Source organism: Chryseobacterium sp. MEBOG06, from assembly GCF_021869765.1.
Classification (GTDB): Bacteria; Bacteroidota; Bacteroidia; order Flavobacteriales; family Weeksellaceae; genus Chryseobacterium.
This window is the reverse complement of sequence record NZ_CP084580.1, coordinates 4,217,927-4,243,332: the sequence shown is the minus strand read 5'-3', so window position 1 is coordinate 4,243,332 and position 25,406 is coordinate 4,217,927. Positions and strand designations below refer to the sequence as shown.

Here is a 25,406-nt window from a genome sequence, read left to right as displayed (position 1 = left end):
TTTACGAAGCGTGTTTGGATAATCTCGGGAAAATGGATTTCCAAAGTCTGAATGAGTATGTAAACAATTTTTATTACGGCGAATACGGAAGTGATGAATATTTTGTACAGGAATTATACGAAAATGATATTCCTTTTGGTCTTCCTAACTTCATTGTGATAGATTGGGAAGCAACTGTAAGAAACATAATGTATGATTATTTTGAAAGTAATTGCTTAGACCCCAACTTTTGCACCTGATTCCTGATCCGAAATAAAGACTTTTTTCATAGTGATTTTGTTATACAGTGACCAAAATCAACTAACCAAAATTAATAAAAAAACAAAAACCATCCTTTTTAAAGGATGGTTTGTAGACCCACAGGGATTCGAACCCCGAATGACGGTACCAAAAACCGGAGTGTTACCGTTACACTATAGGTCTGTTTTGGTTCTGCGAAATTATAGAATTTATTTTAAATATGAAAATCAAAATTAAAGATTAATTAACATCTAAGGCTATAAACGGCTTTACTTATTGATAGCCAAATAATTATTTTTTGATAAAATTTTTCATAAAGAATCGTTTGCTGAATAAAATAGGTGAAATGGGCAGGCTGTTTCCAAAGTTTTGATTAAAATCACTGTGAGCGATCATAGATGAGTAGGAGCTTCTAGAGTTTGTTATCCATTTTTCTAATTTGAAATATCATTAAATAATAAAATCTTATCTTTGCAAAAAATTGGGCTCCAAAAGTTGGAGTAACCCATTAATAACATATCCTGAGCACAGCAAAAGGATTATTAAATATTTTTTATGTCAAATATTGTCGCAATCGTTGGACGTCCTAACGTAGGAAAGTCAACGCTTTTTAACCGTTTACTAGAAAGAAGAGAGGCTATTGTAGATTCTACAGCCGGTGTAACAAGAGACCGTCACTACGGAAAATCCGACTGGAATGGAGTAGACTTTACAGTAATTGATACTGGAGGATACGATGTTGGTACAGACGATATCTTTGAAGAAGAGATTCGTAAGCAGGTTCAGCTAGCGATTGACGAGGCTACTTCCATTATCTTTATGATGAATGTGGAAGAAGGACTTACTGATACAGATTATGAAATCTACAGATTACTAAGAAGATCCAACAAGCCAATTTATGTTGTTATTAACAAAGTAGATTCTGCTAAGGAAGAACTTCCTGCAACAGAATTCTATCAGTTAGGAATTGATAAATATTATACTCTTTCTTCTGCTACCGGTTCAGGAACAGGAGAAATCTTAGATGATATCGTTAGAGATTTTCCCACTACAGAATATAAAGATCCTTTTGAGGGATTGCCAAAAATTACCATTGCAGGTCGTCCAAACGTAGGAAAGTCTACAATGACTAACGCTTTGCTGGATGTAGAACGAAATATTGTAACAGATATTGCTGGAACTACCAGAGATAGTATTCAGACTTTATATAACAAATTCGGACACGAGTTTGTATTGGTAGATACAGCGGGGATGAGAAGAAAGTCTAAAGTAAATGAAGACCTGGAGTTCTATTCCGTAATGAGATCTATCCGTTCTATCGAATATTCTGATGTAGTAATTATCATGGTAGATGCTACACAAGGATGGGAATCTCAGGATATGAACATCTTCGGATTGGCACAGAAAAACAGAAAAGGTATTGTAATTCTTGTCAATAAGTGGGATTTGATTGAAGACAAGCAGACGAATACAATGCGCGATTTCGAAAAATTAATTAAAGATAAGATCGGTCAGTTCCAGGATATTCCAATCTTATTCGTTTCAGCTTTGACGAAACAGAGAATCTTAAAAGCGGTAGAAGTGGCTATGGAAGTTTATGAAGACCGTAAAAAGAAGATTAAAACTTCAAAACTGAATGAAGTAATGCTTCCAATCTTTGAAAATACACCACCACCGGCACTTAAAGGAAAATATATTAAAATCAAATATTGTGTACAGCTTCCTACGCCGTCTCCACAATTTGTATTTTTCTGTAACCTGCCGCAGTATGTGAAAGAACCATATAAAAGATTTACTGAAAACCAGCTGAGAAAGCAATTTGGATTTACCGGAGTGCCAATCGAAGTTTATTTCAGACAAAAATAAAAGAACAATGTTCACCAAAAAACAGGCTGTTTCAATGATGAGACAGCCTGTTTTTTATTTTAACCACTAATGGACTCATTCTTTAATTTGTGCACGATGTCCACTTGTTTCTGTGTATTTATTTTTAGCCGGTTACAGCCATTTTTCATATACCAGTCTTACAGGTCTGTAGCCTTGCGAAGCCAGCCAACGCTGCATGGTTTCATTATTACAAAGGGTGTAACGGTAGATTTTTCTGATATTGTGATTTGAATAAGCTTCCTCAAACGCTTTGTTGAGGGCAGAATAAATTCCTTGTTTTCTGTATTCCTTCTTTACATATCCTTCTGATACATATAAGTCATTTGCATCGCCAAGCTCAAAATTGCTGTCATCTTTTTCGTCGATATATCCAAATAGAAAACCTATCGCTCTTCCTTCAATTTCGGCGATGAAGAAAGAACCTTCGTTTTCATCTTCATACTCTGTCATAAAACGGAGATAATTTTCCCGGATCTGACTCCAGTCAGCCGTTTTATCATTCATTTCTTTCTCAGAAATATGAAGCTCACCCACCAGTTCATCTACAATAGGAAGGTGTTCTGCGATTTTTATTTTTTTGATGGAATAATTCATAATACTTTTTTAAGAGGTGAGAATATATTTGTTACTGGTTTAAATGATTATGCTGAATTCTCAGTTTTTAATCTCCGCATCTATAGCCTTAATCATTAAGGGCTCCATTTTCAATTTTCCACTTTTCATTTAATTACTTTCCTCTCAATGGGCTTCCATACCACGAAGTGTCATCAGATAAAACTTCGCCTTTCATCACGAGGGAAAGCGCATCTATATTTACATTATTTCCGATTTCACTGTCATATAAAATAATGGTTCGTGAGTTGATCGTGGTCTGACTGCCTATTTTTACACTTCCTATTTTCATAATTCGGTCTTCAAAAAGGTGAGTCTGAGGGCCGCAGTCTTCATTCAGCATCGTTTCATCTCCAATGGATACCATATCAAACTCTGTAATATCAGTTGTATTAAGCCATACTTTTTTTCCAATTTTTACACCCAGAAATCTCATAAAAAATGGAAGCCAGAATGTTCCGCGCAAAAAATCCAGGAAGAACTGTACGGGAAGTGCTTCATAAATGGTAGTGATTCCTTCACTCAACCACACTTTTGTACTGTACATAGGCATTTCTGCCTTCTTATATTTTCCTATAAATATCCATTTTAGCAATACAGTGAAGAAAAAAGAAGGTAAAGCAACGATCCCTAAATAATAAAACGGTGACAGTAGCAAAAGATAATAAATTTTACCTTCAAGATAAGTACTTGTATAGGCAATAAATAATACACTGCAGATAATGATAACAGTTTGAGGGAGAATAATTCTGATTCCTTCCACAAGAGCTCTTGCCAGTTTAAGACGGAATGGAGGATTGTAAGTCAGATGATCGTGAAATCCGTCAGATTTTTGTCTCGAAGGTAGGCCTATTGGAGGAGAGCCAAACCAGTCTTTTTCCGAAGAGTTTTTTAATTGTTCTTCAGACGGTGCTTTACTCAGTACACCAATCAGCATATTGTCGCCCAGTTCATATCCCTGTGGAATAAGTCCGCTGTTTCCTACAAAGCTGTTGTTTCCTATAGAGGTTTTTGATAAAATTAATTTTTCATTTCTTACATCATGTTCTCCAAGAATTACAGCATCAGCAATAAATGAGCCTTCGCCGATTTCCAAAAGGTGATGAGATACATCGCTGGCGGTCGATATTTCTGAATTTTTTCCCACTTTTGCACCCATCATTCTGTAGAATTTACTAATATAGACAGAAGCAAAAAGTGGATGTACGATAATCAGTGATAAATTGAAAATCTGATCTTTTATCCATTTTTTGTAATAGGTGAAACTATATACAGGGTAAATTCCCGGTTTCATATTATACTGTAAAATCCTTGTAAGAATGCTTACTACTCCTATAAATAACAAAATGTAGACTGTGGAAAGGATAGGAGCCTGCCATAAGTAATAAAAATTGTAATCAGATGAGCGGTCATCCAGATAATAAAGAGTGTAAAGAGTAGGTGCTAAAGGCAAAACAATAAGAAGAGGAAAGAAAAATAATGAGCAGGCATATAAAAGTGCAAATCTGTTTCTTTTTGCTGTAGAAGCCAGTTTTGGTACTTCAACTTCCTCACCCGTTTTTACTCTTACTTTTTCAGCAGGACTTCCGTTCCATACTTCCCCGAATCCTATTCTTTTTCCTTCATTAAGACAGCTCAAATCCTGGAGTTCGCCAAATTTTTCAATCACTGTATCTCCACAGACAATAACGGAAGAACCCAAGTATGCATGAGCTTTAATATGTACTTTTCTTATTCTTAAAATACCATTTTCAACAGAGGCATTATCTATACTGCAGCCGGAACTTGTATTTACATTTTCATCAATTGTCACAAGATCTTCTGCTGAAATAGGCAAAAGGCTCAATTGAGCACTCGGATGAACCTTTACACCCAGTAATTTTAAATATTTAGGATATAAAGGAGTTTCTACAATAAATTCAGAAGGCATTAATCTTTTGATTGTTTTCCACAACCACCATCTGAAATAATACCAACCCCAAAGAGGATAATCTCCTTCTTTTATTTTTCCAATGACCAGCCACTTGGTCAGTAATATAATTGTTGAATAGACTGGTGGAATTAAGGTATACAGTAAAAATGCACTTAATAATGCATAATGTAATCCATATCCATTAAGCTGAAAATAGTAATAGCTCAGATAAGGAAAAAATATCTGAATACTTAGTAACCCAAATACTACCAGAAGGCTAACGCTTTGAGCAATATTACAGGCAATATACTGTAAAGTTGAAACCCGCTGAAAAGGCTCCTGATGAAAGGTTTCCTGAGTTTGTTTACTCTTGAGACATTCACAGTAAGCAGACAGAGGACGGTTTTCATAAATCTCTTTCAATGAGGCTGTAGGAATTCCCGCCTTTTGACGCAGATGGGAAACCAGAGTAGCAGCTAGAAGAGAGTGACCGCCCAGATCTGTGAAAAAGTCCTGGGTAAGATTTATTTCTTTTCCCGGAAAGACCCATTTCAGTGTTTGAAGGAGTCTTTCTTCTATTGGAGCGCTGGGGTCAATAATGATTTCATCATTCTTTTCATGGATAGTGAAGCTTTCCGGTAAAGGAAGTCTTTTTCTATCGATTTTACCACTTGGCATCCTTGGCATTTCTTTCATTGGCACGATCGAAATGGGAACCATGTACGGAGCCAGAAATTTTGCAAGTTCCTTACGCATTTCATTCTCATCAAATGATGCATCATTACTCATTACAGCATAACCTACCAGCTGGCCCTGCCCATTAGAGTCCTCTTTTACAGCTACAGCAGCAGAAGAAACGTCCTGAAGCTGATTCAGGCGTGCTTCTATTTCACCAAGTTCTATTCTGTATCCCCGGAGTTTGATCTGATCATCTATTCTTCCCTGAAAATCAATAAAGCCATCTTCCCTTATAATTACCGCATCACCTGTTTTATAAATAGTGTCACCCGGTAATTCAGAAAAAGGATTAGGCAGAAATTTCTGTTCGGTCAGCTCCGGAAGGTTGAAGTAGCCATTGCTGACACCAGGTCCTGAAATAATCATTTCACCCCTTTCCCCGCGAGAAAGAATATTCATCCCTTCATCTACTATAGCAATATGATAATTAGGAAGTGGCGGGCCAATGGTAAGCTCGTCCTCACTGCTTAAAACAGCCATGTTGGAAGAAACTGTAGTTTCTGTTGGACCGTAGCTGTTGATAAATGTTCTGTAAGGTTTTGCCCACTTTTCCTGAACCTGTTTGGTACATGCTTCTCCACCTGTGTTAATCAACCTGATGTCAGGAACTTCATCAATGATCGCTAAAATACTTGGCACCGCATGAAGTACGGTTATTCCGTTTTTTGTTAAAACTTCACTCAGCTCATCAATTGCTTTTACAGTAGTAGCGTCAGCAACCCAAATTGTTGCTCCGGCAAACAGACTGATCCATACTTCCTCACACCACATATCAAAGGATACAGAAAAGCCCTGATAAACGATATCTGTATTTTTAATTCCTATAAAATCCTGCTCAGAACGAATTAAATGACATATATTTCGGTGAGAAATCGGAATTCCTTTAGGATTTCCCGTACTTCCGGAAGTAAATAATACATAAGCCCAGTTATCTGGAATATGAACTGATTCGGGAAAAGAAACCGTATTTTGAGGTTGTGGTGCAATTTCTAAAGGCGAGCAATGAATATGAGCGTCCGTATCAGAGAAGTAAGTTTTCACATTGATATCTGAAAAAACTTTTTTTATTCTGTCTTCAGGCATTTCGCGGTCTAACGGGATGTAGCTGGCACCTGCTTTTAAAATCCCAAGTATGGCAACGGGAAGTTCAAGACTTCGGGGGTACCATACCCCTACGCAGTCGCCGGGCTGTATGCCCAGGTTTTGCAGCTGCAGCGCAATAGCGTTACTCCAGCTGTCTAATTCAGCGTAGGATATTTTTTTATCTTTAAATATAAAGGCTGTTTTGTCTTTATATTTTTCAAAGGTGGGAACCAATAACTCAGGCAGAGTTTCATCCTTGATAAACTCTGGACTGATCTTTCCTAAAATCAGGCTTTTCATCATTAAAAAATTACTATATAAGGTACTGGGAATATTTTCATAAATATACTTTATTTCTCCTCACACTCAATCTTTCATTTCGTTTTTTAGTTGTAATTTTGCAGGAATTAATATCAATTAACTGAAATTAAAATAAAATAAAATTTTCATGCTTACTATTTTATCGCAAAACTTCTCTCTGGTCAACGAATGGATTAACGAACTTAGAAACGTTGAAGTTCAGCATGACCGAATGAGATTCAGAAGAAATATGGAGAGAATCGGAGAGATTGCTGCTTTTGAAATCAGTAAAGGACTGGAGTATAAAGATGTTGAAATTCAAACCCCTTTAGATACTATAAAGAGTAGAGAAATTGCTGTGCAGCCGGTTATTACAACCATATTAAGAGCGGGCGTTCCATTGTTTGAAGGTATTCTGAACTATCTGGACAGAGCAGACTGCGGATTTGTTGCTGCTTATAGAAAGCACGATGCCAATGACTATTTTTCAATCAAACAGGATTATCTGACGTGTCCGAGTATTGAAGGAAGACCTCTTATTGTTGCCGATCCTATGTTGGCTACCGGAGCTTCTTTAATTGAAGCGATCAAAGATTTATTGACGAATGGAAATCCAACCCAACTTCATATTGTAGCAGCTATCGCTTCAAGACAGGGAGTAGAAACCGTGCAAAATGCATATCCCGACGCTCACATATGGGTAGGAGCTATCGATGAGAACCTGACTTCAAAAGGATATATTACTCCTGGACTGGGAGATGCAGGAGATTTGAGCTATGGAGAAAAACTTCAACGATAATTTAAGAAAGATTCCAGAAATCTTTTATTAGATCCAATAATAAACTTGGTCGTACTTTATCCATCGGATGCTTGGTATCCGGGAGTACGGCCAATTTTGCATTTGGGAGCCTCCTGTAAGCATCAACGCTCTCTTCAATGGTTACCATATTATCTTTATCGCCTACCATGATCTGAACAGGATTGTTTATGATATTCAGATTATTTTTCAGAGGTGGATTTTTACCCAGATCAATCATTAAATCAGCTACAGCCGGAAGAAGCTGTCTCCATTTTGAACCATGTTGGGATTCTAAAAGCTGTGCGTATTTTGGAACTTTTTCAAGAATGACATCAGGATTAAGCATTTTACTTTCCTTTACGGCTTGTTCTTCAGTCCAGTCAAATTTTGTTCCCAGAGTTATAATAGAGTTTACATTTTCAGGAAATTGTAATGCATAGCAAAGAGCAATATAACCTCCCATGCTATGTCCCAACATAAAAACGTCTGTTAAATTACGGTCTTTACAATATAAAGCTAATTCTTTATTATATTTTTCTATATTAATTTCATCTGCCGGAAGTTCAGTATCTCCATGCCCTGAAAATAAAGGGGTATGAACTTTGAAATACCTTGATAATGTTTCTAAGTAAGGATTGAAAATATTATGATGCCCTAAGGCTCCGTGTAGTAAAATCAGATTCCGCATTGCTATTTAGTTTTCCGGAAAAATAGGAAAAAGAATTGAATGGTGAAAGGATGAGATAAATGAAGAATGGAAAATTATTAATGGAAAAACTGGAAATTTAGTTTAGTACTGACGTGATCATAATATCAATACATTATAACCCAATTAATAATTCTCAACTCTCAATTTTTAACTATTAAGCGTCCATTGCCATCACCAATACACTCAATTTATTATCCCCGGCATTTAAAATTTCCCAGGCTATAGATGAAATGGTATTTCCGGTCGTGAAAACATCGTCAATTAAAAGGATATTTTTGCCGGATATGTTTTTTGTGACAGAAAATGTACTTCCAGTCTCCAGTCTAGTTTTTTTATCCTTTAAAGCCTGTGCTTTTGAATAATTATTTCTTTCGACGAGGTTGTGGTCAAATGGAATATTGTAAAATTTCGATAAAGTTTCTGTGAATAAATGAAGCTGATTGTATCCTCTTTTCTTTAATTTCCTTGGATGAAGAGGTACAGTAACCATAAGATCTGGTTTTTCATTTTTAAAATCCAGACGTTCTGTAGTCCAGTCAGCAATAATCTTTCCGGTTTTTTCTCTGCCTCTGTATTTCAGTTCATGAATGATTTTCCGGCTTAAACTTTCTTCTTCAAATTGAATTAATGCATAAGTGTGCTCAACAGGAAAAAGCAGGCTGCATTTTTCTTTCACAGGATTGTTCTCAAAATAGTCATAGTGAGTGAAATGAATCTGGCTGTAACAGATACCACATACTATAAGATCACCACTAACAATTCTGTTGCAGTGAATGCATCGGTTAGGAAACAATAAGTCTAGGATCATCGCCGTGTTTTTTACTAAGATAAGAAATAGTTTTTTAAATGGAAAGTGGAGAATTGAAAGTTAAAATTGCCGGTTACAGTGTTAAGTTCTTATGAGCTCATTGTATAAACTTAATTACTTTTTTTCCATTTATCATTTTCAGTTTTCCATTTTTAATTCCCTTCTGATTCTCTCAACTGCACTTTTCATGCTGAGATTAAATTGTTCTTTTTCCAGTCGTACCGGCGGTGCTTGTCTTACTTCGCAGTCTGCAATACTGCAGGATTCGCAGGTAACTCCTACATTGATTGTTTTTAAAGAGGGAGATTTTATAAAACTGATCTTTTTAATAGTTTGAGAATTCAGTAGAATACCAAGGCAATAGCTTCTGTTGCTTCCATCAGAAAAAGGGTTCTTTTGAGAGGTAGAAATAACAAGGTAGCTTATTCCCTGATCCTTATAGTGAGAAATCTGAGCATCAGTCAGGGTTTCGTTTTCTTTTAAATGATGAAGGTTTTTCACCGCAACCCATCTTCTGCAATAGTGTTCATTGGTCGCATTGGCATGAGGTGCCTGCTGGTGGTTCAGATGCAGCTCTTTTAAAATCTGAATTTTATCCGACCCTTTCTTTTTAACCAGGCATAAATAAAACAAATCCTTAATACCCATTTCTGCAGAAAGGATATTGGTAAGCCGGTAATAAAATGTCTCAGGAGAATGAGTGAAGCTGTTGATCAGGTTTTCAAAATCTTTCGGCTCCCACTTATTTTGCTGGAAAAATTCTGAAGTTTTTTCCATCACAGGTTCCTTGGAAATCAATAAGGCACCAGCAAAATAAGAAGCATAGAAATTATTCAGAATTTCTTCAAAACTGCCGAAATCAAGCCAGGAATAAGTATTGGGACGAACCTTTAATTCCAATACATTAAACCCTATTTCTTTAGTGAGAATGAATGTTTTCTGATCCTTTTCAAGTTTTTTATTCAATAGCAGCAGCTTTTTCTCCGGGATAAAAAGAGAGCGGAGATGATCCAGAGTTCCATATTTTTCAAAACTTTCAGATTGAACCGTATAATTGAATTTGTCTGTAAGAATTTTTTCCAGAATATCAGATTGTAGATTCTTATCTCCCTGTAGTTCATTTTCCTGAATAAACTCACTTACCTTTTCTTCGATTTCCGGGAAATAATTGTCATATAGCTCCTGGAAAGATCTTAACACGGCAAAATAAAACCTTTCTTTTCCAAGATTATAATTCTGAGAAATTTCAATCAAAGCATTGATGAAAGCGGTTACTTTTTTGGGAGCATCACTGATAATACTGATGAGGTTGTTTTTATTGATCCCAAAAAGGTCAAGCGGTATTTCTTTAAAAAAGTCAGACTGTAAAATTTCATTAAAAGGAGCCAGGCTTTTATCAAGTTTTGTAGAGACAAGATCATCAAAAGTGCAGCTGAGAGCTTCTGAAAGTTGAATGATCTTATCATGTTTCGGATATTTTTTCCCGTTTTCAATTTCATTAAGATAGGATTTTGATAATCCGGTTTTTATCGCAAGATCCTGCAAAGACCAGTTTTTCTTTTGTCTCTGTTGTTTCAGTTTCAACCCGAAAACTGTTTTGATAAAGTCACTTTCTGAATTCATTACTCAAATATAAATAATTAGATGCGATTATTCGCATAATAATTTTTTAAATAAATTTAGCGAACGTTCGCTGATTGTGAAAATTTTTATTTAGATTTGTAATGTAAAATCACAAAATCAGCATGTTATGAAAACCCAGGTTCAATTAAAAATAAAGGCTCAAAGACAGTTTGAAGAAATTTTCACTCCGGATTTGATAGATTTTCTGATCGCACTCCACCAGAACTTTAATGATAAAAGACTGGATCTTTTAACAGAAAGGAGAAAAAAACAGAAGGATTTTGATCAGGGGATTGTTCCAACGTTTTTGAAAGATACTGAAGAAATCAGAAATAGAAATTGGGTTTGTGCACCATTACCCAAGGATTTACTGGACCGAAGAGTAGAGATTACCGGACCTGTTGACCGGAAAATGATTATCAATGCTCTGAATTCAGGAGCGTTCACATTCATGGCAGATCTCGAAGACAGCAGCTCGCCGACATGGGAAAATTGTATGGAAGGACAAATCAACCTTTCTGATGCGGTCAACAAAACGATTGATTTTGTAAACGAAAAAGGTAAAACTTATACCCTTAATGAAAAAACAGCAGTCTTATTAGTGCGTCCAAGAGGATTACATCTTCCTGAAAAGCATCTTGAAATTAATGGTGAAGAAACATCAGGGTCATTGATAGATTTTGGAATTTATTTTTTCCGGAATGTAAAAAGACTTTTGGAAAATGGAAGCGGCCCTTACTTTTATCTTCCAAAATTAGAACACTACAAAGAAGCCCGATGGTGGAACGATGTTTTTGTTTTTGCTCAAAACTATATGGGTGTGGAAAAGGGAACTATTAAAGCAACAGTTTTAATAGAAACAATCACCGCTTCCTTTCAGGTAGATGAAATTTTATTTGAACTAAAAGACCATAGTGCAGGATTGAATTGTGGAAGATGGGATTATATTTTCTCATTCATTAAAAAATTCAGAAATCTGCCGGACTTTATTGTTCCGGACCGGGATCAGGTGACAATGACTTCTCCCTTTATGAGTGCCTATTCAAAGAGGGTCATTGAGATCTGTCATAAAAGAAATGTTCATGCTATTGGTGGAATGGCAGCACAAATTCCGGTGAAAAATGATGATGAAGCCAATAATATCGCCTTCGAAAAAGTAAGAAGTGATAAAGAAATGGAAGTGAAAAATGGACATGATGGAACCTGGGTGGCCCATCCTGCATTGGTTTCGGTAGCAAAAGAAATTTTTGACCATTATATGCCTGCAAAAAATCAGATTGATAAGAAATTTGAATATCATATCACAGAAAATGATCTGTTGGAACTTCCTAAAGGGGATATAACAGAGAAAGGAGTCAGAAAAAATATCAATGTAGGAATTCTTTATCTGGAAAGCTGGCTGACCGGGGTAGGTGCAGCAGCCATTTATAATTTAATGGAAGACGCTGCTACCGCAGAAGTTTCAAGAACACAAATTTGGCAATGGTTAAAAAATGAAGCCGTCTTGAGTGGTGACAGAACGCTGACCCGAAATATGATTCTTCAATGGGAAGCAGAAGAAATGGATAATATTGAAAAGTATGTGGGAGAAGAGCGATTCAAAAACGGAAAATTCAATCTGGCGAAAGAACTTTTCAACGAATTAATTTTTTCTGAAAATTTTGAAGAGTTCCTGACCCTTAAGGCATATCCTTTTATTTAGTTGAAAGTTGAAAAATGGAAAATTAGTAATGAAAAGTTTAAAAATTGAAATTGGAGAATGGGAAAAACTGACGATTAAGTTGACATAATGATTGACTTATGACCATCAGTTTTCAACCCTCCACTACTCGTAACCCTCTAATCAAACAAAATCCAAATATTATGAAAACAAAACAAGAACAAATCCAGGCTTTAGAGCAGGATTGGCTGACAAACTCACGCTGGAATGGTGTCAAAAGACCCTATACAGCAGAGGAAGTTTTAAAACTTCGGGGGTCATACACAATTGAGTATACCATTGCAACAGAAATGTCTAAAAAATTCTGGAATCAATTAAATAATCAGGATTATGTAGCAGGGCTGGGTGCACTCACAGGCAATCAGGCCGTACAGGAAGTGGATGCAGGCTTGGAAGCGATATATCTTTCAGGCTGGCAGGTAGCTGCTGATGCCAATTTATCAGGAGAAATGTATCCGGATCAGTCATTGTATCCTGCCAATTCAGTGCCCTCTGTAGTAAAAAAGATTAATAACGCTTTATTAAGAGCAGATCAGATACAGTCTGTGAGCGGAACCGGAGATAAAGAATACCTAGTACCCATTATTGCAGATGCGGAAGCAGGTTTTGGAGGAAATTTGAATGCTTTTGAGCTGATGAAGCAGATGATAGAGGCGGGGGCTGCAGCTGTACATTTCGAAGACCAGCTTTCTTCAGCAAAAAAATGCGGGCATCTTGGAGGAAAAGTACTGGTTCCCACTCAGGAGGCTATTAATAAATTAGTCGCAGCACGTCTTGCCGCTGATGTATTGGGTGTTCCAAGTCTTATTATTGCAAGAACGGATGCCGATGCAGCCGACTTACTGACTTCAGACATCGATGACAGAGATAAAAAATTCGTAACAGGACAAAGAACCTCAGAAGGTTTTTATGTTGTAAGAAATGGTGTAGAGCAGGGGATAGACAGAGGTTTGTCTTATGCTCCCTATGCAGACCTGATCTGGATGGAAACTTCCAATCCTGATCTGGAACAGGCAAAGCGGTTTGCAGATGGAATTCATGAGAAATTTCCAGAAAAGATGCTTGCTTACAATTGTTCTCCTTCATTTAACTGGGCAGCGAGGTTAAATGTTGAAGAAATGTCGACCTTCCGTGAAGAGCTGGCCAAAATGGGTTATAAATTCCAGTTTATCACATTGGCAGGGTTCCATGCCTTGAATACCGCTATGTTTGAACTGGCCTTAGCTTATAAAGAAAGAGGAATGGCTGGATATTCAGAACTGCAGGAGCGTGAATTTGCTTTACAGCAAAAGGGATTCAGAGCAGTGAAACACCAGTCATTTGTAGGGACCGGATATTTTGACGAGGTTCAGAATGTAGTTACAAATGGTTCTTCAGCTACCGTAGCGATGAAAGATTCTACAGAAACAGCACAGTTCCATTAGTCATTTTTTCCATATTTTTTGATGTAAAAACCTTTCTCATTTTTTTGAGAAAGGTTTTATATAATCAGGGTTTAAAGGTTGATTTTTTTTATATGATTTCAGTTTATTTTTGGATTCCATTCCTATTTTAAGAAAGCTTAAAAAAGGCAGGTGATAATTAATAAAAATTTGTTTTATATTTGGCAACGAAAAAAAACAAGCGTTTTTGAAAAAATATATTAAACATGAAGCTAATTAAAGTACTTTTTATTGTAGCAGGATTAACATTAACAGCGAATGCTGCAAATGCACAACAGAAAATTGGAAATGTAAATTCTGATGAGATTTTTGCAAATTTATCTGAAGTGAAAACAGTAAGCACAACTATTGATAATCTGACTAAAACAAAGCAGGCAGAAATTGAAAAACTGATAAGTGAATATCAGACAAAGCTGAAAGCAGCACAGGATAAAGAAAAAACGCTAAGTGAGGCTAATAAAGAAGCCGTAACAAAAGAACTTATTGCAGCACAAACAGATTTACAGAATCTCGGTAAAAGAATAGAGGAATTAAGAGCGCAGGCTGCTAAAGATATTTCTGCCAAACAAAGCGAATTGTTTACTCCTCTTCAGCAAAAAGTAAAAGCAGCTATTTCTGCTGTAGCTAAAGAAAGAAACTTGAATTATGTTTTTGATACTTCATTACAGGACGGTAACAATCTTGTGTATACCGATGGTAGTGAGGATATCACAGCGCAGGTAAAAACGAAATTAGGTGCTTCTGCAACGGCTTCTAAACCGGCAGCAGCTAAAGGTAAATAATAGAATAAATTCAATATTGAATATAAAAAAGGAATCAGATCAACATCTGGTTCCTTTTTTGCAAAAGTGGGACTTTTACATAGAAACGGCTGACGAAGTTTTAGTTTAAAATGATAAATTTGAGTAAACTTCCGGAAGTATGAATTTAATGTATGAAAAACAGATAAAAGTAACAGAAAAACATATTGATCAGAATAACCATGTCAATAATGTTCAGTATGTGCATTGGGTAGAAGAAGTAGCAGCAGAACACTGGGATCTTTTGAAGCAAAAGACAGAATATATGAATGATGCCTGGATGCTTTTGGACCATCATATACAATATAAAAAGCAGGTTTACCTGAACGATATAATCACTGTAAAAACATATCCCCAAAATCCTGAAGGAGCCAAACAGCCGAGAAAGGTAGAGTTTTACTGCAATGGAGAACTTGTGGTAGATTCAAGTACGCTTTGGATTTTATTTGATACCGAAACAAAAAAGATTAAACGTTTAGAAAAAGATTGGTTGAAAAAGCTTTTGTGAGTGGTTAAAATTGAAATCAATGGATAGACATTCATTTGAATTTTTTATTTTTGGCTCTTACTACCAAAAAACAAAACACCATGAAATTCTATTATTCGGTCATTTTAATACTTTTTAGTATCTCGGTCAGCTGTCAGGATAACCTTTACCGGTTTTCGGAGGATGTGAAAAAAACAGTATTAGAAGACTCCACACAATCAGAATCCTGGAGAAGTCAGATGGAAGCTACTTATTATTCAATTAGCGGACAATATAAACCAGCTCTTGAAAGTTGGGACAGGACTTTTGGAAGGGTAAAAAAAATCACAGCTGCCGACAGTTTGAAATTCACAAAGCTAATTCCAGCCAACGCGAAAGATTATATTGTAAAAAAGGCTACTAATGAGCAAGTTGTTATCATCAATGAAGCTCATCACAATGCTAGTCATAGGAATTTTATATCTTCTTTGCTTCAAGGGCTGTATGACAAAGGTTACAGATATTTAGGCATTGAAACATTAGAAAAAGATGACTCTTTAAAGATTAGAAAATTCGCAACACTCAACAGCGGATTCTATTCTCAGGAACCTGAATTTGGTAACTTCATTTATAAGGCACTGAAAATTGGATTCAAAATTTTTCCCTATGAAGCAGAAGGAAACGGTAAAGAAAGGGAAATAGGAGAAGCAAAGAATATCAATGATTTTATGCAAAAAAATAAAGATGGAAAATATCTGATCTATTGCGGATATCAGCATGCTTATGAAGGGATTCACAAATCCTGGGAAAAGACGATGGCAGCACGGCTTTCTGATTTAACAGGTTTAAATCCTTTGACTATTGACCAGACCCAGTTTTCGGAAAAAGGCCTTCCTAAATATAATGAACCGTTGCTCAGGCTTCTAAAGAATACCGAGCCTGTTATTTTAACAGATAAAAATCAGAAGGTATATAATGGAGAAGATAAAGAGTTATCTACAGATATTAAAATCATTCATCCCATTACAAAATATAAAAAAGGAAGACCCGGATGGATGCTTACTGAAAACCGAAAATTTTATGAAGTCCCCTCATCAGCAATTTCTCAATATCCTGTTTTAGTTTTAGCCTATAGAAAAGGTGAATTTGAACAGAAAGGTATTCCCGCCGATATTATAGAGCTCCAAAATGCAGAAGACAGCCATTTTCTGATACTTGATAAAGGGAACTATGATATTATAATCAAAGACAGAGAATACAAAGTTGTAAACAACTTTGACAAAACAGTGAAATAATTACTACAAGGTGAAATTGTAGAGGTTCAAAAAAATTAAAAAAAGTATCCGGTGGTATTCAGCATAGAGTCAAATACCAATAGTATAGACGGAAATCAGATGAAAAATAAATTAAGGAAAATAGCTGTCAATAATCTGGAATATCTGTATTATATTGCATATCAATATCACTCTGCGACAGAAACCACTACGCTTACGGTAAAAGTATTTTTAAAAGATTATAAACAGACTCCTTTGGTCATAGAATTTCTGGCTTTTGATGATTACTATATGGGACATCCTTTAAAATTCGGAATGAAATTAATGAATAAAATAAAAGGATTACAAGAGGAAGTGAATCTTAATGAACCGAAATACATAAATCAACTCATTGTACTGGGAAGGAAAAATGGCTGGTCAGGAATAAATACAATCGAAAAACAAAACGGACTCAGTTATTTGGAAGAATTGGGATTCGAAACAGACCCATTAAAATGATAAGCCTTCCTGTATTCTACTAAACATTATCAAACTATTATCCAATGAAAAAAATACTCTTATTAGGTATAGGCCTTGCCTTTATCAGCTGTGCTACCCATAAAAAAATATCAGATTCAGAACGAGAAAAATTAATCTCTGAATTGGATTACATAAGGGATATCGATCAGAAATATGCAAGAATACCTCCTGCGGAAATGATCAGTAAATATGGAACCAAAGTGGCCTGGAAAATATTTGAAACGAAAAGAGACAGCGTAGGAAAAGACAATCAGAGTAAAATAAAAAAAATGTTTTCTCAATATGGCTATCTGGGAATTAACCAGGTGGGAAAAGAAAATACCTCTAAATTCTGGATTCCCATTCAGCATGCTGATAATGATGTGGAATTTCAAAAGAAGATACTTAGAGTTTTAAAAAAGGAGTCAGAAAAAAATAATGCTCCCAAAAATGAATATGCAATGCTGGAAGACAGAGTAGCTATCAATACAAATCAAAAACAAAGATTTGGATCCCAGGTGATATATAACGAAGAAGGACAGGCAATTCCTAAAAACGGATTGACAGACAGTGCTAATGTTGACAAATTACGTAAAGAATACGGACTCCCTGCATTTAAAGAATACTATAATCAGATGACCACAATGCATTTTGAAATGAATAAAAATAATTTTCTTGAAAAAGGAATTACTGGTCCGAAGCTTTATAAATAAAATAGCATACTGGTAAAATCCGACTCAATGTAATACAATAAAGGCATCGTTTGTCTTTAATAAAGAAATATCAAAGCATCAACAATGAGACAGTCTCTTTTAATCACATTATTTTTGAACCTTTTCCTTGTCGTTTATAGTCAGGAAAAAAAGCAGTCAAAAGCTATTGATGAATACGTAAGAAAAATTATTCAAATGAATGAGATCCCTGGTATCGCTGTAGGCGTTATTAAAAATAATAAAATTGTTTTTGAGCAGTATTATGGGACTGAAACTTTGGAAGATCCTAAAAAGGTAAATTCAAATTCCATGTTCAGGGTATATTCTACCACAAAATTAATAACAAATACTGGTGTTTTCAAACTAATTGAAGAAGGAAAAATAGCCCTGGAAGATAAGCTCCCAAAATACCTGGATCATTTACCGGCAGAATGGCAAAACGTACAGGTTGCAAATCTTCTGACCCACTCTTCAGGACTTCCGGATTGGGTGAATTTTAGTGATATTTCGGTAAATGCAACCAATGCAGAAGTCATTGAACGTCTTTCAAAAGAAAAAATGGAGTTTGAAACTGGAAATGAGTTTAGGTATAATCAGACAAACTATCTGTTACTTGCTATGATTATAGAAAAAGTAACAGGAAAAACCTACGAAAATTTCATTACAGAAACCCAATTTCCGAACGCTAAGAATCGAATGATATTTTCATCTAATTCTATTGAGAAAATTCCCAACAGGATTGTAAAATATATCTACAATACAGATACAAAGCAATATGAAAAATCTAAATTCATAGATGGCTCGAGAGCTCATTCTGCAAATGGGCTAGCTATTACCCTTCCTGCTTTTTTACAGTGGAGCCGTCATTTGGATAAGAATGAATTCCTCAAAGAAGAAACAAAAAGAATGATGTGGAAACCTTTTGATTTCAATAATGGAAAGGATGTTTTTGGTTATGGCTGGGAAATTTCTGAATTCAATAACATAAAATCTTATGGCTTTTCCGGTGGAAATGTGAGCGCATACAGAATTTATCCGGATGATGATATGGCCATTGTAGTAATGTTTAATGGTTATAAAAATAATTCTGTTCACAACCGGCTTATTAATTACATTGCCGGATTAATGGATAAAAGATTGATGAACCCTTATTTGCTTGCAGAATATGCCATCAGCACTCAATATTTCGCTCATCCCAATGTGCAAAAGAAAATCTACGGTTACAGAATAGAAAATGATAAAGTGATTTTTAATTACCAACATCCGGAGAATATGAATGGAGAGTTGATTAAAAATATGTCAATAGCAGGGGCTTTTAATGATTGGAATACTGAGGATCAATCTTATCAGATGGTTTCAAAAGGGAATAATACCTATGAGCTGGTAGTTCCAAAATCACAGTTTGAAAAAGGAAAAACTTATGCCTTTAAATTGATAATTAATAAAGACGGCTGGCTTTCTGCTCCTTACACTGCTTTGAACAATGATGGGACCGATGATAATAACCTAACTTTGAAAATCAATTAAAAATAAACTTAATTATTGCGGTGATAGAAACAGTCTTTTCTGTGTTAAGCTGTTTTGTCATATCTTTGCAATATGATACGTATTACAAAAATTTTTACATTCGAAACGGCTCATGTACTTTACAACTACGATGGGAAGTGTAAAAATATGCATGGACATTCTTACAAGCTGTTTGTAACAGTAAAAGGAAAACCGATTAATGATATTGAAAATCCAAAAAACGGGATGGTTGTTGATTTCGGAGATATCAAAAGTATCGTAAAATCTGAAATCGTTGATGTATGGGATCATTCGGTTCTTGTTAATGCATTGTCTCCACACAAAGAGCTGGGGGATGATCTTGAACAGAAAGGGCATAAAGTAATCTACTGCAGTTTTCAGCCCACCTGCGAAAATATGCTGTATGCTATTGCTTCAAAAGTAAAATCGAGACTTCCGGAGGGAATTTCTTTAGCCTATCTTAAACTCCACGAGACAGAAAACTCTTATGGTGAATGGTTCGCAGAAGATAATTAATAATCATATCCAACAAAACTCAGAAGGTGTTAAAAACGACAATCAATTTAGAACCTGGAAAAAAAGTATACTTTGCTTCAGATCAGCATTTTGGCGCTCCCACTCCAGGTGAGAGCAGGGTGCGTGAAGAAAAATTTATACGCTGGATGAATGACATTAAAGAAGATGCGCAGGTTTTATTTTTAATGGGAGATCTTTTTGATTTTTGGCATGAATGGAAGCATGTTGTTCCCAAAGGATACGTACGTGTTCTCGGGAAAATAGCAGAACTTAAAGACAGAGGAATTCATATTTATTTCTTTGTGGGAAACCATGATCTCTGGATGAAAGATTATCTGGAAGAGGAAATCGGATGTACGGTTTTCTATCAGAAACAATATTTCGAAATGGGCGGGAAGCAGTTTTTGCTGGCCCACGGAGACGGATTGGGCCCTGGAGACAAAGGCTATAAGAGAATGAAGAAACTCTTCACAAATCCCGTGGCACAATGGTTCTTTAAATGGCTTCATCCTGATATTGCGATGAAAGTTGCATTATACCTTTCCCAAAAGAATAAAATGATTTCAGGAGAAGAGGATAAAGCTTTTCTAGGTGAAGACAAAGAGTTTCTGATCATTTATTCTAAAGAGAAACTGAAAACTGAGAAAATTGATTATTTCATTTATGGACACAGGCACCTTCCTATGGTACTGGATCTGGAACACAATGCAAAATATATCAATCTCGGAGACTGGATTTCTTACTATACTTATGGTGTTTTTGAAAAAGATTTTGAACTGAAGACTTTTGAAAAATAAAAACAAAAAAATTACCCCTAAAAAGAGGTAATTTTCGAATGAACCGAAATTCATTCTTGTTTTTAATCCATATTCCGTATAAATACTTGCAAGAAGTCTACCAAAGTATAGACTGAATATTAAAAAATTATTAAATAAATTTATTTTATCCATGTAATTGCTTTGTAATGAAGCAATAAGAAGATTGAAAAATATGGAACCTAAAGATATATTCAACATACAGACAGAAGAAGATTTCCTGAATGCATCATTGAAAACATTTCGTTATCAGTATGAAAATGTTGAGATATACAGGAAATTTGTTGATTTTTTAAATGTCAATCCGGATGAGGTAGATCATTTGGATAGAATTCCTTTTCTGCCGATAGAGATGTTCAAAAATCATCAGATTCTTGATAAAAATGTGTCTGCAGATCTTTTCTTTCAAAGCTCCGGAACCACTCAGATGAACCTGTCCAGACATTTCATTGCTGATCCGGAATTATATGAGGAAAGTATTTATAAAAGTTTTGAACAGTTTATAGGAAAGCCCGAGGACTTTATCTTCCTGGGATTGCTTCCAAGTTATCTGGAAAAACAGAATTCATCACTGATCTATATGGTAGATTATCTGATGAAAAAATCAGACAAGCCGGAGAATGGGTACTTTCTTTATAATCATTCCGACCTTTTTGATCTTTTGAACCAGTTAAAGGATAAAAAAGTGATTCTTTTCGGAGTTTCTTTTGCCCTGCTGGACTTTTTAGATTACTGTGATTCTGGGCGAAACGGAGAATCTCTGAATTTTCTTGAAAACCTGATCGTTATCGAGACCGGAGGCATGAAAGGTAGAAAAGAAGAAATGACAAAAGATGAACTTTTGAATATCCTTCAGAAAGGCTTCCAAACCGATAAAATCTACTCAGAATATTCAATGACAGAGCTGTTGTCACAAGCTTATTCACTTGGAAACAATGAATATAAATGCCCAAATTGGATGAGAATCATGATACGCAATGTTGAAGATCCTTTAGCCTATGAAAAAGACGGAAGAACCGGAGCGGTCAATATTATCGATCTTGCCAATACCCATTCCTGTTCTTTTATTGCTACGCAGGATCTGGGTAAAATAGCGGGCGATAAATTTCAGGTGCTGGGTAGAATAGATCATTCTGATATCAGAGGCTGCAGTCTTTTGGTGAGTTAAAAAAGGAGACAATTGTGAAGGGCCGGTTGGATTCCTTTGTGAATTTTTTGTGAATACTGATAATTTACTTTGCGAAATAGAACTAACGATCGGTGATTCAGTAAAATAACCTGAAATCTAGCATCTTGGCTCTTGGCTTCATCATCATTCATACATTTGTCCATTTTGAAAAATATTAAGAATAATAATGCTTAAAATAGAAGAACTTATTCATGCCTACATTCATTCTCATTGCGATTTTGAAAAAGAGATCGTACTGACCAATTACTTTCAGGCCGATTGGGAGGCAGATATTCTTACTATTGATGCAGATGGACTCAGCCATGAAATCGAGATTAAATTTTCAAAGAGTGATTTTAAAAACGATTTTAAAAAATCATATCTTAATAGAGATACCGGAGAGAAATTTCTGAAACACGATAAAATCTCTTGTGGAGATTATGTTTGTAATGCTTTCAGTTTTCTGCTTCCAATGGGGATGGTAGATGCATCTCTTATTCCGGGGCATTGTGGAATCATTGAATTCTATCATAATGCCGATACCTGGGAAACGGAGTTTTATCTCATCCGTAGTCCTAAAAAACTTCATGAAGATTCTTACTGGAAGTTGAATGATAAAGATCTTTTCATCAGAAAAATAGCTCTGAATCTGCTTCAACGTAAAATGGAAATCAAAGGTAAACATGAAGAACTCATTTTCAAAAACCCTTTTGAAATTAAAAAGACAAAGTAAAGGAGCCTTTTTCCACATAGGTTTTCTCATGCTTCTTTTTTACATTAGTAGAGCATAAGCAAGTACATTGCAGAAAATGTCTGGCAAAATTTCTCCCAAAATAAGATCTAAACGATAGCGAAACTTCAAATTACTTAACAATAGGTGTAGAAGGATAAAAATTAATCAAAAGAATGATTAATTATAGTGTAAATTCGTTCCATTAATTTTGTTGATATCAATCAACTCAGTTTCTTATAATACTATAATTTATATCTAATTTCTAAGCTTCCAATGAAAAACAAAATTCTTATATTTTTTATTGTTTTAAGTATCTTCAATTTGCTGAATGCTCAAAAACAAATAGTGTTTAAAAATGACAGTGTTAAACAATATTTAGATAAAACTTTATTGTTGATTCATGATAATGCACTGAATAAAAATAAAATAGATTGGAATGCTTTGAAAGTAGAAGCCTATGAAAAAACGAAAGATGCTGATCATATTCAGGATGCTCTTTTCATATTTCCTTATTTATTTGAAAAAATAGACGATCACCATGGGTGGTTAACCTACAATAATAAAAATTACCGCTGGAATAAAAGTAGACCAAAATATACCAACGAAACCATAAAAAATGCGGTGAAAGATAACGATAAGGTTTATGCAGCATTAATTGATAAAAATACCGGCTATATAAGAATACCCGGAAATAATGATTTCGGGGCAAAAAAAATGGATAGTATCGCAGAAAATATTGTTAACGAAATAGACCAAATAAACTCAAATAAAATAAAAGGGTGGATCATTGATCTTAGACTCAATACCGGAGGAAATATGTATCCGATGATGGCGGGAATCAGTGACCTTAATGGGGATCAGGAAAAAGTGGGAGGTTTTGTAACATCAGATAAAAAATCTGAAGGAGAATGGATATTGAAAAATGGAACAATTTATATTGATGCCAATCAGGTGTTAAAAAGAAAGAAATTGAAAAATTCTGTAAAAAAACAGCTGCCTGTTGCTATTCTGATAAGCGGATATACAGCAAGTTCCGGAGAAATGACAGCTATAAGTTTTATAGGACGGAAGAACACCAAAGTGTTTGGTGAAGAATCTGGAGGATATACGACTACAAATCAGGGGTTCAAAATTGATGAAAATTCAGGGATAAATCTGGCGGTAGGATATGTGGTAGACAGAACAGGAAAGGTATATGTTGAAAACATAAAGCCAGATGTAGAAATAACAGGTGGTGATAATTTTAAAGATTTAAATAAAGATAAAAAAATTGCAGTATCTGCGAAATGGATAAAAGAAATGGCAAAACGTCAATAACACTTTTAGAGAATGATATTTTCAATTTTTTAAATCTTTATACAAGGAGAGATGGATATAATTGACCTTATAAAACATAATGGTTTAAATGACAGATACAAAAAACTACCTCGCCTGAGGTAGTTTTTTGTATGTATTAAAATGGGGTTTTATTTATGCTTCTGCTGTTTCTCTCTGAAGCAGGAATTTGTAGATTAGTCCTCCTACAATTCCGCCCAGAATTGGAGCTACCCAGAACAGCCACAGCTGAGACATGGCAAGTCCGCCTGCAAAAACAGCCTGGGAAAGAGATCTGGCTGGGTTTACAGAAGTATTTGTAATCGGAATAGAGATCAAATGGATTAAAGTAAGAGTAAGACCGATAGCGATACCTGCAAATTTACCATTTGCCCATTTATCTGTAGCACCCATTATAACAATCAGGAAAAAGGCAGTTAATAAAAACTCAGCCAGGAACGCCGCTCCCATGCTGAATGCTTTTCCGTTATAAACGGCTTCTGCGTAAAAGTTAGTAGCAAAAGCACCCGGTTTGGAGAAATCTACTACTCCTGCACCATTAAGGATTGTGTACAGGCATCCCGCGGCAACCATAGCCCCCAGACATTGTGCCACGATGTAAGGAATAAGATCCTTGGCAGGAAATCTTCCTCCAGCCAGAAGTCCGAAAGAAACTGCCGGATTGAAGTGCCCTCCCGAGATATGTCCTACCGCATAAGCCATGGTAAGAACAGTAAGACCGAAAGCTAAAGCGACTCCTAAAAGTCCAATTCCGATATCAGGAACACCAGCTGCAAAAACAGCACTTCCGCAACCTCCGAAAACAAGCCAAAATGTGCCGAAAAATTCAGCAAAAAGTTTTTTTATCATGTTGTTTATTTTTTAAATGTAACTCAAATGTAGAATTTAAATTTTAAAGTAAAAAGTTAAATATGAAAAAATATTTCAAAAATAAGGGAACAAAAAATGATAAATTCAACAATTTGGTTTAAAGTTTGTTTGGGATTTAATCAGTCGAGATTATGGTCGGTTTTAGAAGTGAGATAATGGATTTATCTTCATTGGAGAATAAAAAAAATGATTGATGAAAAATTTTCTTTGTGCGGTCTTTGTGCCCTTTATTTATAGTTTACATTATTCACAGGCGGCTAAGAAAGCTTTCCCATGCTATGATCTTACCAGTGTTTTGAAGGTAGAACCTACTGCACTTTATAAACCCCATCTTGATGCCTCCAAAAGTTTCGGAATACAGCTGTTGAAAGATTCCAGAATAGTCCAGAAATATATCAGTAATGGAAAATTCCATAAAATAAAAAAATCAGGAAAAGGATATCAGGTGCAGAGACTTGATTACAGCAGGCCTTATATGGTTTCTAAGGGAAAAGCGACTCTGGAAAAGATGGGATCCAAATTCAGTAAAGATACCAAAGGAGCTATATTCACCGTTTCATCTATTACCCGGACTCTTGAAGACCAATGTAGACTGAGAAGAGTGAATTCTAATGCTTCACTGGGCATAAGCTCTCATAATTATGGCAATTCTTTTGATATTTCTTACATAAGATTCAATAATGTCCTTAAATACAATCCAAAGATGGAAATCGCACTGGAAAAAGTACTGAAGTACTACGCAGATGCCGGCCGTATTTATTATATAAAAGAAAAACAGCAGAGTTGTTATCATATTACAGTGAGAAATTATTAATTAA

General features: G+C 35.4%; 23 protein-coding genes and 1 tRNA gene. 17 read left to right on the top strand and 7 right to left on the bottom strand.

What is annotated here, in order from left to right; translation table 11 throughout:
* Window positions 1–32: 32 nt before the first annotated feature.
* Complete coding sequence (locus LF887_RS19385) at window positions 33–239, top strand: hypothetical protein (RefSeq protein WP_236855890.1); 207 nt, start codon at window positions 33–35, stop codon at window positions 237–239.
* Between the two features lie 113 nt (window positions 240–352).
* Here LF887_RS19385 and LF887_RS19380 read toward each other — a convergent pair.
* Window positions 353–423, bottom strand: a tRNA-Gln gene (locus tag LF887_RS19380).
* 372 nt (window positions 424–795) lie between these two features.
* Between LF887_RS19380 and der the strand changes: the two genes are divergently transcribed.
* The gene (gene der, locus LF887_RS19375) at window positions 796–2,106 is read left to right on the top strand and encodes a ribosome biogenesis GTPase Der (protein WP_236855889.1); all 1,311 of its coding nucleotides are present in this window, start codon (window positions 796–798) and stop codon (window positions 2,104–2,106) included.
* Between the two features lie 132 nt (window positions 2,107–2,238).
* On the opposite strand, the gene LF887_RS19370 is transcribed toward der, so the two are convergent.
* A complete protein-coding gene (locus LF887_RS19370) occupies window positions 2,239–2,721 on the bottom strand; it encodes a GNAT family N-acetyltransferase (RefSeq protein ID WP_236855888.1) in 483 nt (160 codons plus the stop codon).
* A 133-nt stretch (window positions 2,722–2,854) separates the two neighbouring features.
* Complete coding sequence (locus LF887_RS19365) at window positions 2,855–6,775, bottom strand: Pls/PosA family non-ribosomal peptide synthetase (RefSeq protein WP_236855887.1); 3,921 nt, start codon at window positions 6,773–6,775, stop codon at window positions 2,855–2,857.
* Window positions 6,776–6,920: 145 nt separating this feature from the next.
* Between LF887_RS19365 and upp the strand changes: the two genes are divergently transcribed.
* A complete protein-coding gene (gene upp / locus LF887_RS19360; RefSeq protein ID WP_236855886.1) occupies window positions 6,921–7,571 on the top strand; it encodes a uracil phosphoribosyltransferase in 651 nt (216 codons plus the stop codon).
* Between the two features lies 1 nt (window position 7,572).
* Here upp and LF887_RS19355 read toward each other — a convergent pair whose 3' ends face one another.
* The 3 genes from LF887_RS19355 to LF887_RS19345 all read right to left on the bottom strand — a co-directional run bounded on the left by LF887_RS19355 (window position 7,573) and on the right by LF887_RS19345 (window position 10,711).
* On the bottom strand, window positions 7,573–8,259 hold the full coding sequence (locus tag LF887_RS19355) for an alpha/beta fold hydrolase (RefSeq protein WP_236855885.1): 687 nt from the start codon (window positions 8,257–8,259) through the stop codon (window positions 7,573–7,575).
* A 175-nt stretch (window positions 8,260–8,434) separates the two neighbouring features.
* Window positions 8,435–9,088, bottom strand: a complete 654-nt coding sequence (locus LF887_RS19350) for a ComF family protein (protein ID WP_236855884.1) — start codon at window positions 9,086–9,088, stop codon at window positions 8,435–8,437.
* Window positions 9,089–9,226: 138 nt separating this feature from the next.
* Window positions 9,227–10,711 (bottom strand): helix-turn-helix domain-containing protein, encoded by a 1,485-nt coding sequence (locus LF887_RS19345; RefSeq protein WP_236855883.1) that lies wholly within the window; start codon window positions 10,709–10,711, stop codon window positions 9,227–9,229.
* 127 nt (window positions 10,712–10,838) lie between these two features.
* Here LF887_RS19345 and aceB point away from each other — a divergent pair, with 127 nt between their 5' ends.
* The 13 genes from aceB to LF887_RS19280 all read left to right on the top strand — a co-directional run bounded on the left by aceB (window position 10,839) and on the right by LF887_RS19280 (window position 23,700).
* On the top strand, window positions 10,839–12,413 hold the full coding sequence (aceB, locus tag LF887_RS19340) for a malate synthase A (RefSeq protein ID WP_236855882.1): 1,575 nt from the start codon (window positions 10,839–10,841) through the stop codon (window positions 12,411–12,413).
* Between the two features lie 158 nt (window positions 12,414–12,571).
* A complete protein-coding gene (aceA, locus tag LF887_RS19335; RefSeq protein WP_410681177.1) occupies window positions 12,572–13,855 on the top strand; it encodes an isocitrate lyase in 1,284 nt (427 codons plus the stop codon).
* A gap of 224 nt (window positions 13,856–14,079) precedes the next feature.
* Window positions 14,080–14,655 (top strand): OmpH family outer membrane protein, encoded by a 576-nt coding sequence (locus LF887_RS19330; protein WP_236855880.1) that lies wholly within the window; start codon window positions 14,080–14,082, stop codon window positions 14,653–14,655.
* A gap of 139 nt (window positions 14,656–14,794) precedes the next feature.
* A complete protein-coding gene (locus LF887_RS19325; protein WP_236855879.1) occupies window positions 14,795–15,181 on the top strand; it encodes an acyl-CoA thioesterase in 387 nt (128 codons plus the stop codon).
* 80 nt (window positions 15,182–15,261) lie between these two features.
* The gene (locus tag LF887_RS19320; protein WP_236855878.1) at window positions 15,262–16,434 is read left to right on the top strand and encodes a hypothetical protein; all 1,173 of its coding nucleotides are present in this window, start codon (window positions 15,262–15,264) and stop codon (window positions 16,432–16,434) included.
* 99 nt (window positions 16,435–16,533) lie between these two features.
* Complete coding sequence (locus tag LF887_RS19315) at window positions 16,534–16,911, top strand: hypothetical protein (protein ID WP_236855877.1); 378 nt, start codon at window positions 16,534–16,536, stop codon at window positions 16,909–16,911.
* 44 nt (window positions 16,912–16,955) lie between these two features.
* Window positions 16,956–17,624, top strand: coding sequence for a DUF6624 domain-containing protein (locus LF887_RS19310; protein ID WP_236855876.1), 669 nt, complete (start codon window positions 16,956–16,958; stop codon window positions 17,622–17,624).
* An 84-nt stretch (window positions 17,625–17,708) separates the two neighbouring features.
* A complete protein-coding gene (locus LF887_RS19305; RefSeq protein ID WP_236855875.1) occupies window positions 17,709–19,151 on the top strand; it encodes a serine hydrolase in 1,443 nt (480 codons plus the stop codon).
* A gap of 72 nt (window positions 19,152–19,223) precedes the next feature.
* Complete coding sequence (locus LF887_RS19300) at window positions 19,224–19,667, top strand: 6-pyruvoyl trahydropterin synthase family protein (RefSeq protein WP_236855874.1); 444 nt, start codon at window positions 19,224–19,226, stop codon at window positions 19,665–19,667.
* A 26-nt stretch (window positions 19,668–19,693) separates the two neighbouring features.
* A complete protein-coding gene (locus LF887_RS19295) occupies window positions 19,694–20,464 on the top strand; it encodes a UDP-2,3-diacylglucosamine diphosphatase (RefSeq protein ID WP_236855873.1) in 771 nt (256 codons plus the stop codon).
* A 193-nt stretch (window positions 20,465–20,657) separates the two neighbouring features.
* A complete protein-coding gene (locus LF887_RS19290) occupies window positions 20,658–21,650 on the top strand; it encodes an acyl transferase (RefSeq protein WP_236855872.1) in 993 nt (330 codons plus the stop codon).
* 187 nt (window positions 21,651–21,837) lie between these two features.
* Window positions 21,838–22,383 carry a hypothetical protein gene (locus tag LF887_RS19285; RefSeq protein ID WP_236855871.1) on the top strand — a complete coding sequence of 182 codons (546 nt, stop codon included), beginning with the start codon at window positions 21,838–21,840 and terminating at the stop codon, window positions 22,381–22,383.
* Between the two features lie 273 nt (window positions 22,384–22,656).
* Window positions 22,657–23,700 carry a S41 family peptidase gene (locus LF887_RS19280; RefSeq protein WP_236855870.1) on the top strand — a complete coding sequence of 348 codons (1,044 nt, stop codon included), beginning with the start codon at window positions 22,657–22,659 and terminating at the stop codon, window positions 23,698–23,700.
* Between the two features lie 153 nt (window positions 23,701–23,853).
* Here LF887_RS19280 and aqpZ read toward each other — a convergent pair whose 3' ends face one another.
* On the bottom strand, window positions 23,854–24,564 hold the full coding sequence (aqpZ, locus tag LF887_RS19275; RefSeq protein ID WP_236859528.1) for an aquaporin Z: 711 nt from the start codon (window positions 24,562–24,564) through the stop codon (window positions 23,854–23,856).
* Window positions 24,565–24,781: 217 nt separating this feature from the next.
* Here aqpZ and LF887_RS19270 point away from each other — a divergent pair, with 217 nt between their 5' ends.
* A complete protein-coding gene (locus LF887_RS19270) occupies window positions 24,782–25,402 on the top strand; it encodes a DUF5715 family protein (RefSeq protein ID WP_236855869.1) in 621 nt (206 codons plus the stop codon).
* Window positions 25,403–25,406: the final 4 nt, after the last annotated feature.

Coding starts and splice junctions, on each gene's coding strand:
- LF887_RS19270 (WP_236855869.1), top strand. CDS start 24,782: ATGAAAAATTTTCTTTGTGCGGTCTTTGTGCCCTTTATTTATAGTTTA.
- LF887_RS19355 (WP_236855885.1), bottom strand. CDS start 8,259: ATGCGGAATCTGATTTTACTACACGGAGCCTTAGGGCATCATAATATT.
- aceB (WP_236855882.1), top strand. CDS start 10,839: ATGAAAACCCAGGTTCAATTAAAAATAAAGGCTCAAAGACAGTTTGAA.
- LF887_RS19330 (WP_236855880.1), top strand. CDS start 14,080: ATGAAGCTAATTAAAGTACTTTTTATTGTAGCAGGATTAACATTAACA.
- LF887_RS19365 (WP_236855887.1), bottom strand. CDS start 6,775: ATGATGAAAAGCCTGATTTTAGGAAAGATCAGTCCAGAGTTTATCAAG.
- LF887_RS19310 (WP_236855876.1), top strand. CDS start 16,956: ATGAAAAAAATACTCTTATTAGGTATAGGCCTTGCCTTTATCAGCTGT.
- LF887_RS19315 (WP_236855877.1), top strand. CDS start 16,534: ATGAAAAATAAATTAAGGAAAATAGCTGTCAATAATCTGGAATATCTG.
- LF887_RS19350 (WP_236855884.1), bottom strand. CDS start 9,088: ATGATCCTAGACTTATTGTTTCCTAACCGATGCATTCACTGCAACAGA.
- LF887_RS19320 (WP_236855878.1), top strand. CDS start 15,262: ATGAAATTCTATTATTCGGTCATTTTAATACTTTTTAGTATCTCGGTC.
- LF887_RS19280 (WP_236855870.1), top strand. CDS start 22,657: ATGAAAAACAAAATTCTTATATTTTTTATTGTTTTAAGTATCTTCAAT.
- upp (WP_236855886.1), top strand. CDS start 6,921: ATGCTTACTATTTTATCGCAAAACTTCTCTCTGGTCAACGAATGGATT.
- LF887_RS19290 (WP_236855872.1), top strand. CDS start 20,658: ATGGAACCTAAAGATATATTCAACATACAGACAGAAGAAGATTTCCTG.
- LF887_RS19285 (WP_236855871.1), top strand. CDS start 21,838: ATGCTTAAAATAGAAGAACTTATTCATGCCTACATTCATTCTCATTGC.
- LF887_RS19325 (WP_236855879.1), top strand. CDS start 14,795: ATGAATTTAATGTATGAAAAACAGATAAAAGTAACAGAAAAACATATT.
- LF887_RS19370 (WP_236855888.1), bottom strand. CDS start 2,721: ATGAATTATTCCATCAAAAAAATAAAAATCGCAGAACACCTTCCTATT.
- der (WP_236855889.1), top strand. CDS start 796: ATGTCAAATATTGTCGCAATCGTTGGACGTCCTAACGTAGGAAAGTCA.
- LF887_RS19345 (WP_236855883.1), bottom strand. CDS start 10,711: ATGAATTCAGAAAGTGACTTTATCAAAACAGTTTTCGGGTTGAAACTG.
- LF887_RS19300 (WP_236855874.1), top strand. CDS start 19,224: ATGATACGTATTACAAAAATTTTTACATTCGAAACGGCTCATGTACTT.
- LF887_RS19305 (WP_236855875.1), top strand. CDS start 17,709: ATGAGACAGTCTCTTTTAATCACATTATTTTTGAACCTTTTCCTTGTC.
- LF887_RS19385 (WP_236855890.1), top strand. CDS start 33: ATGGATTTCCAAAGTCTGAATGAGTATGTAAACAATTTTTATTACGGC.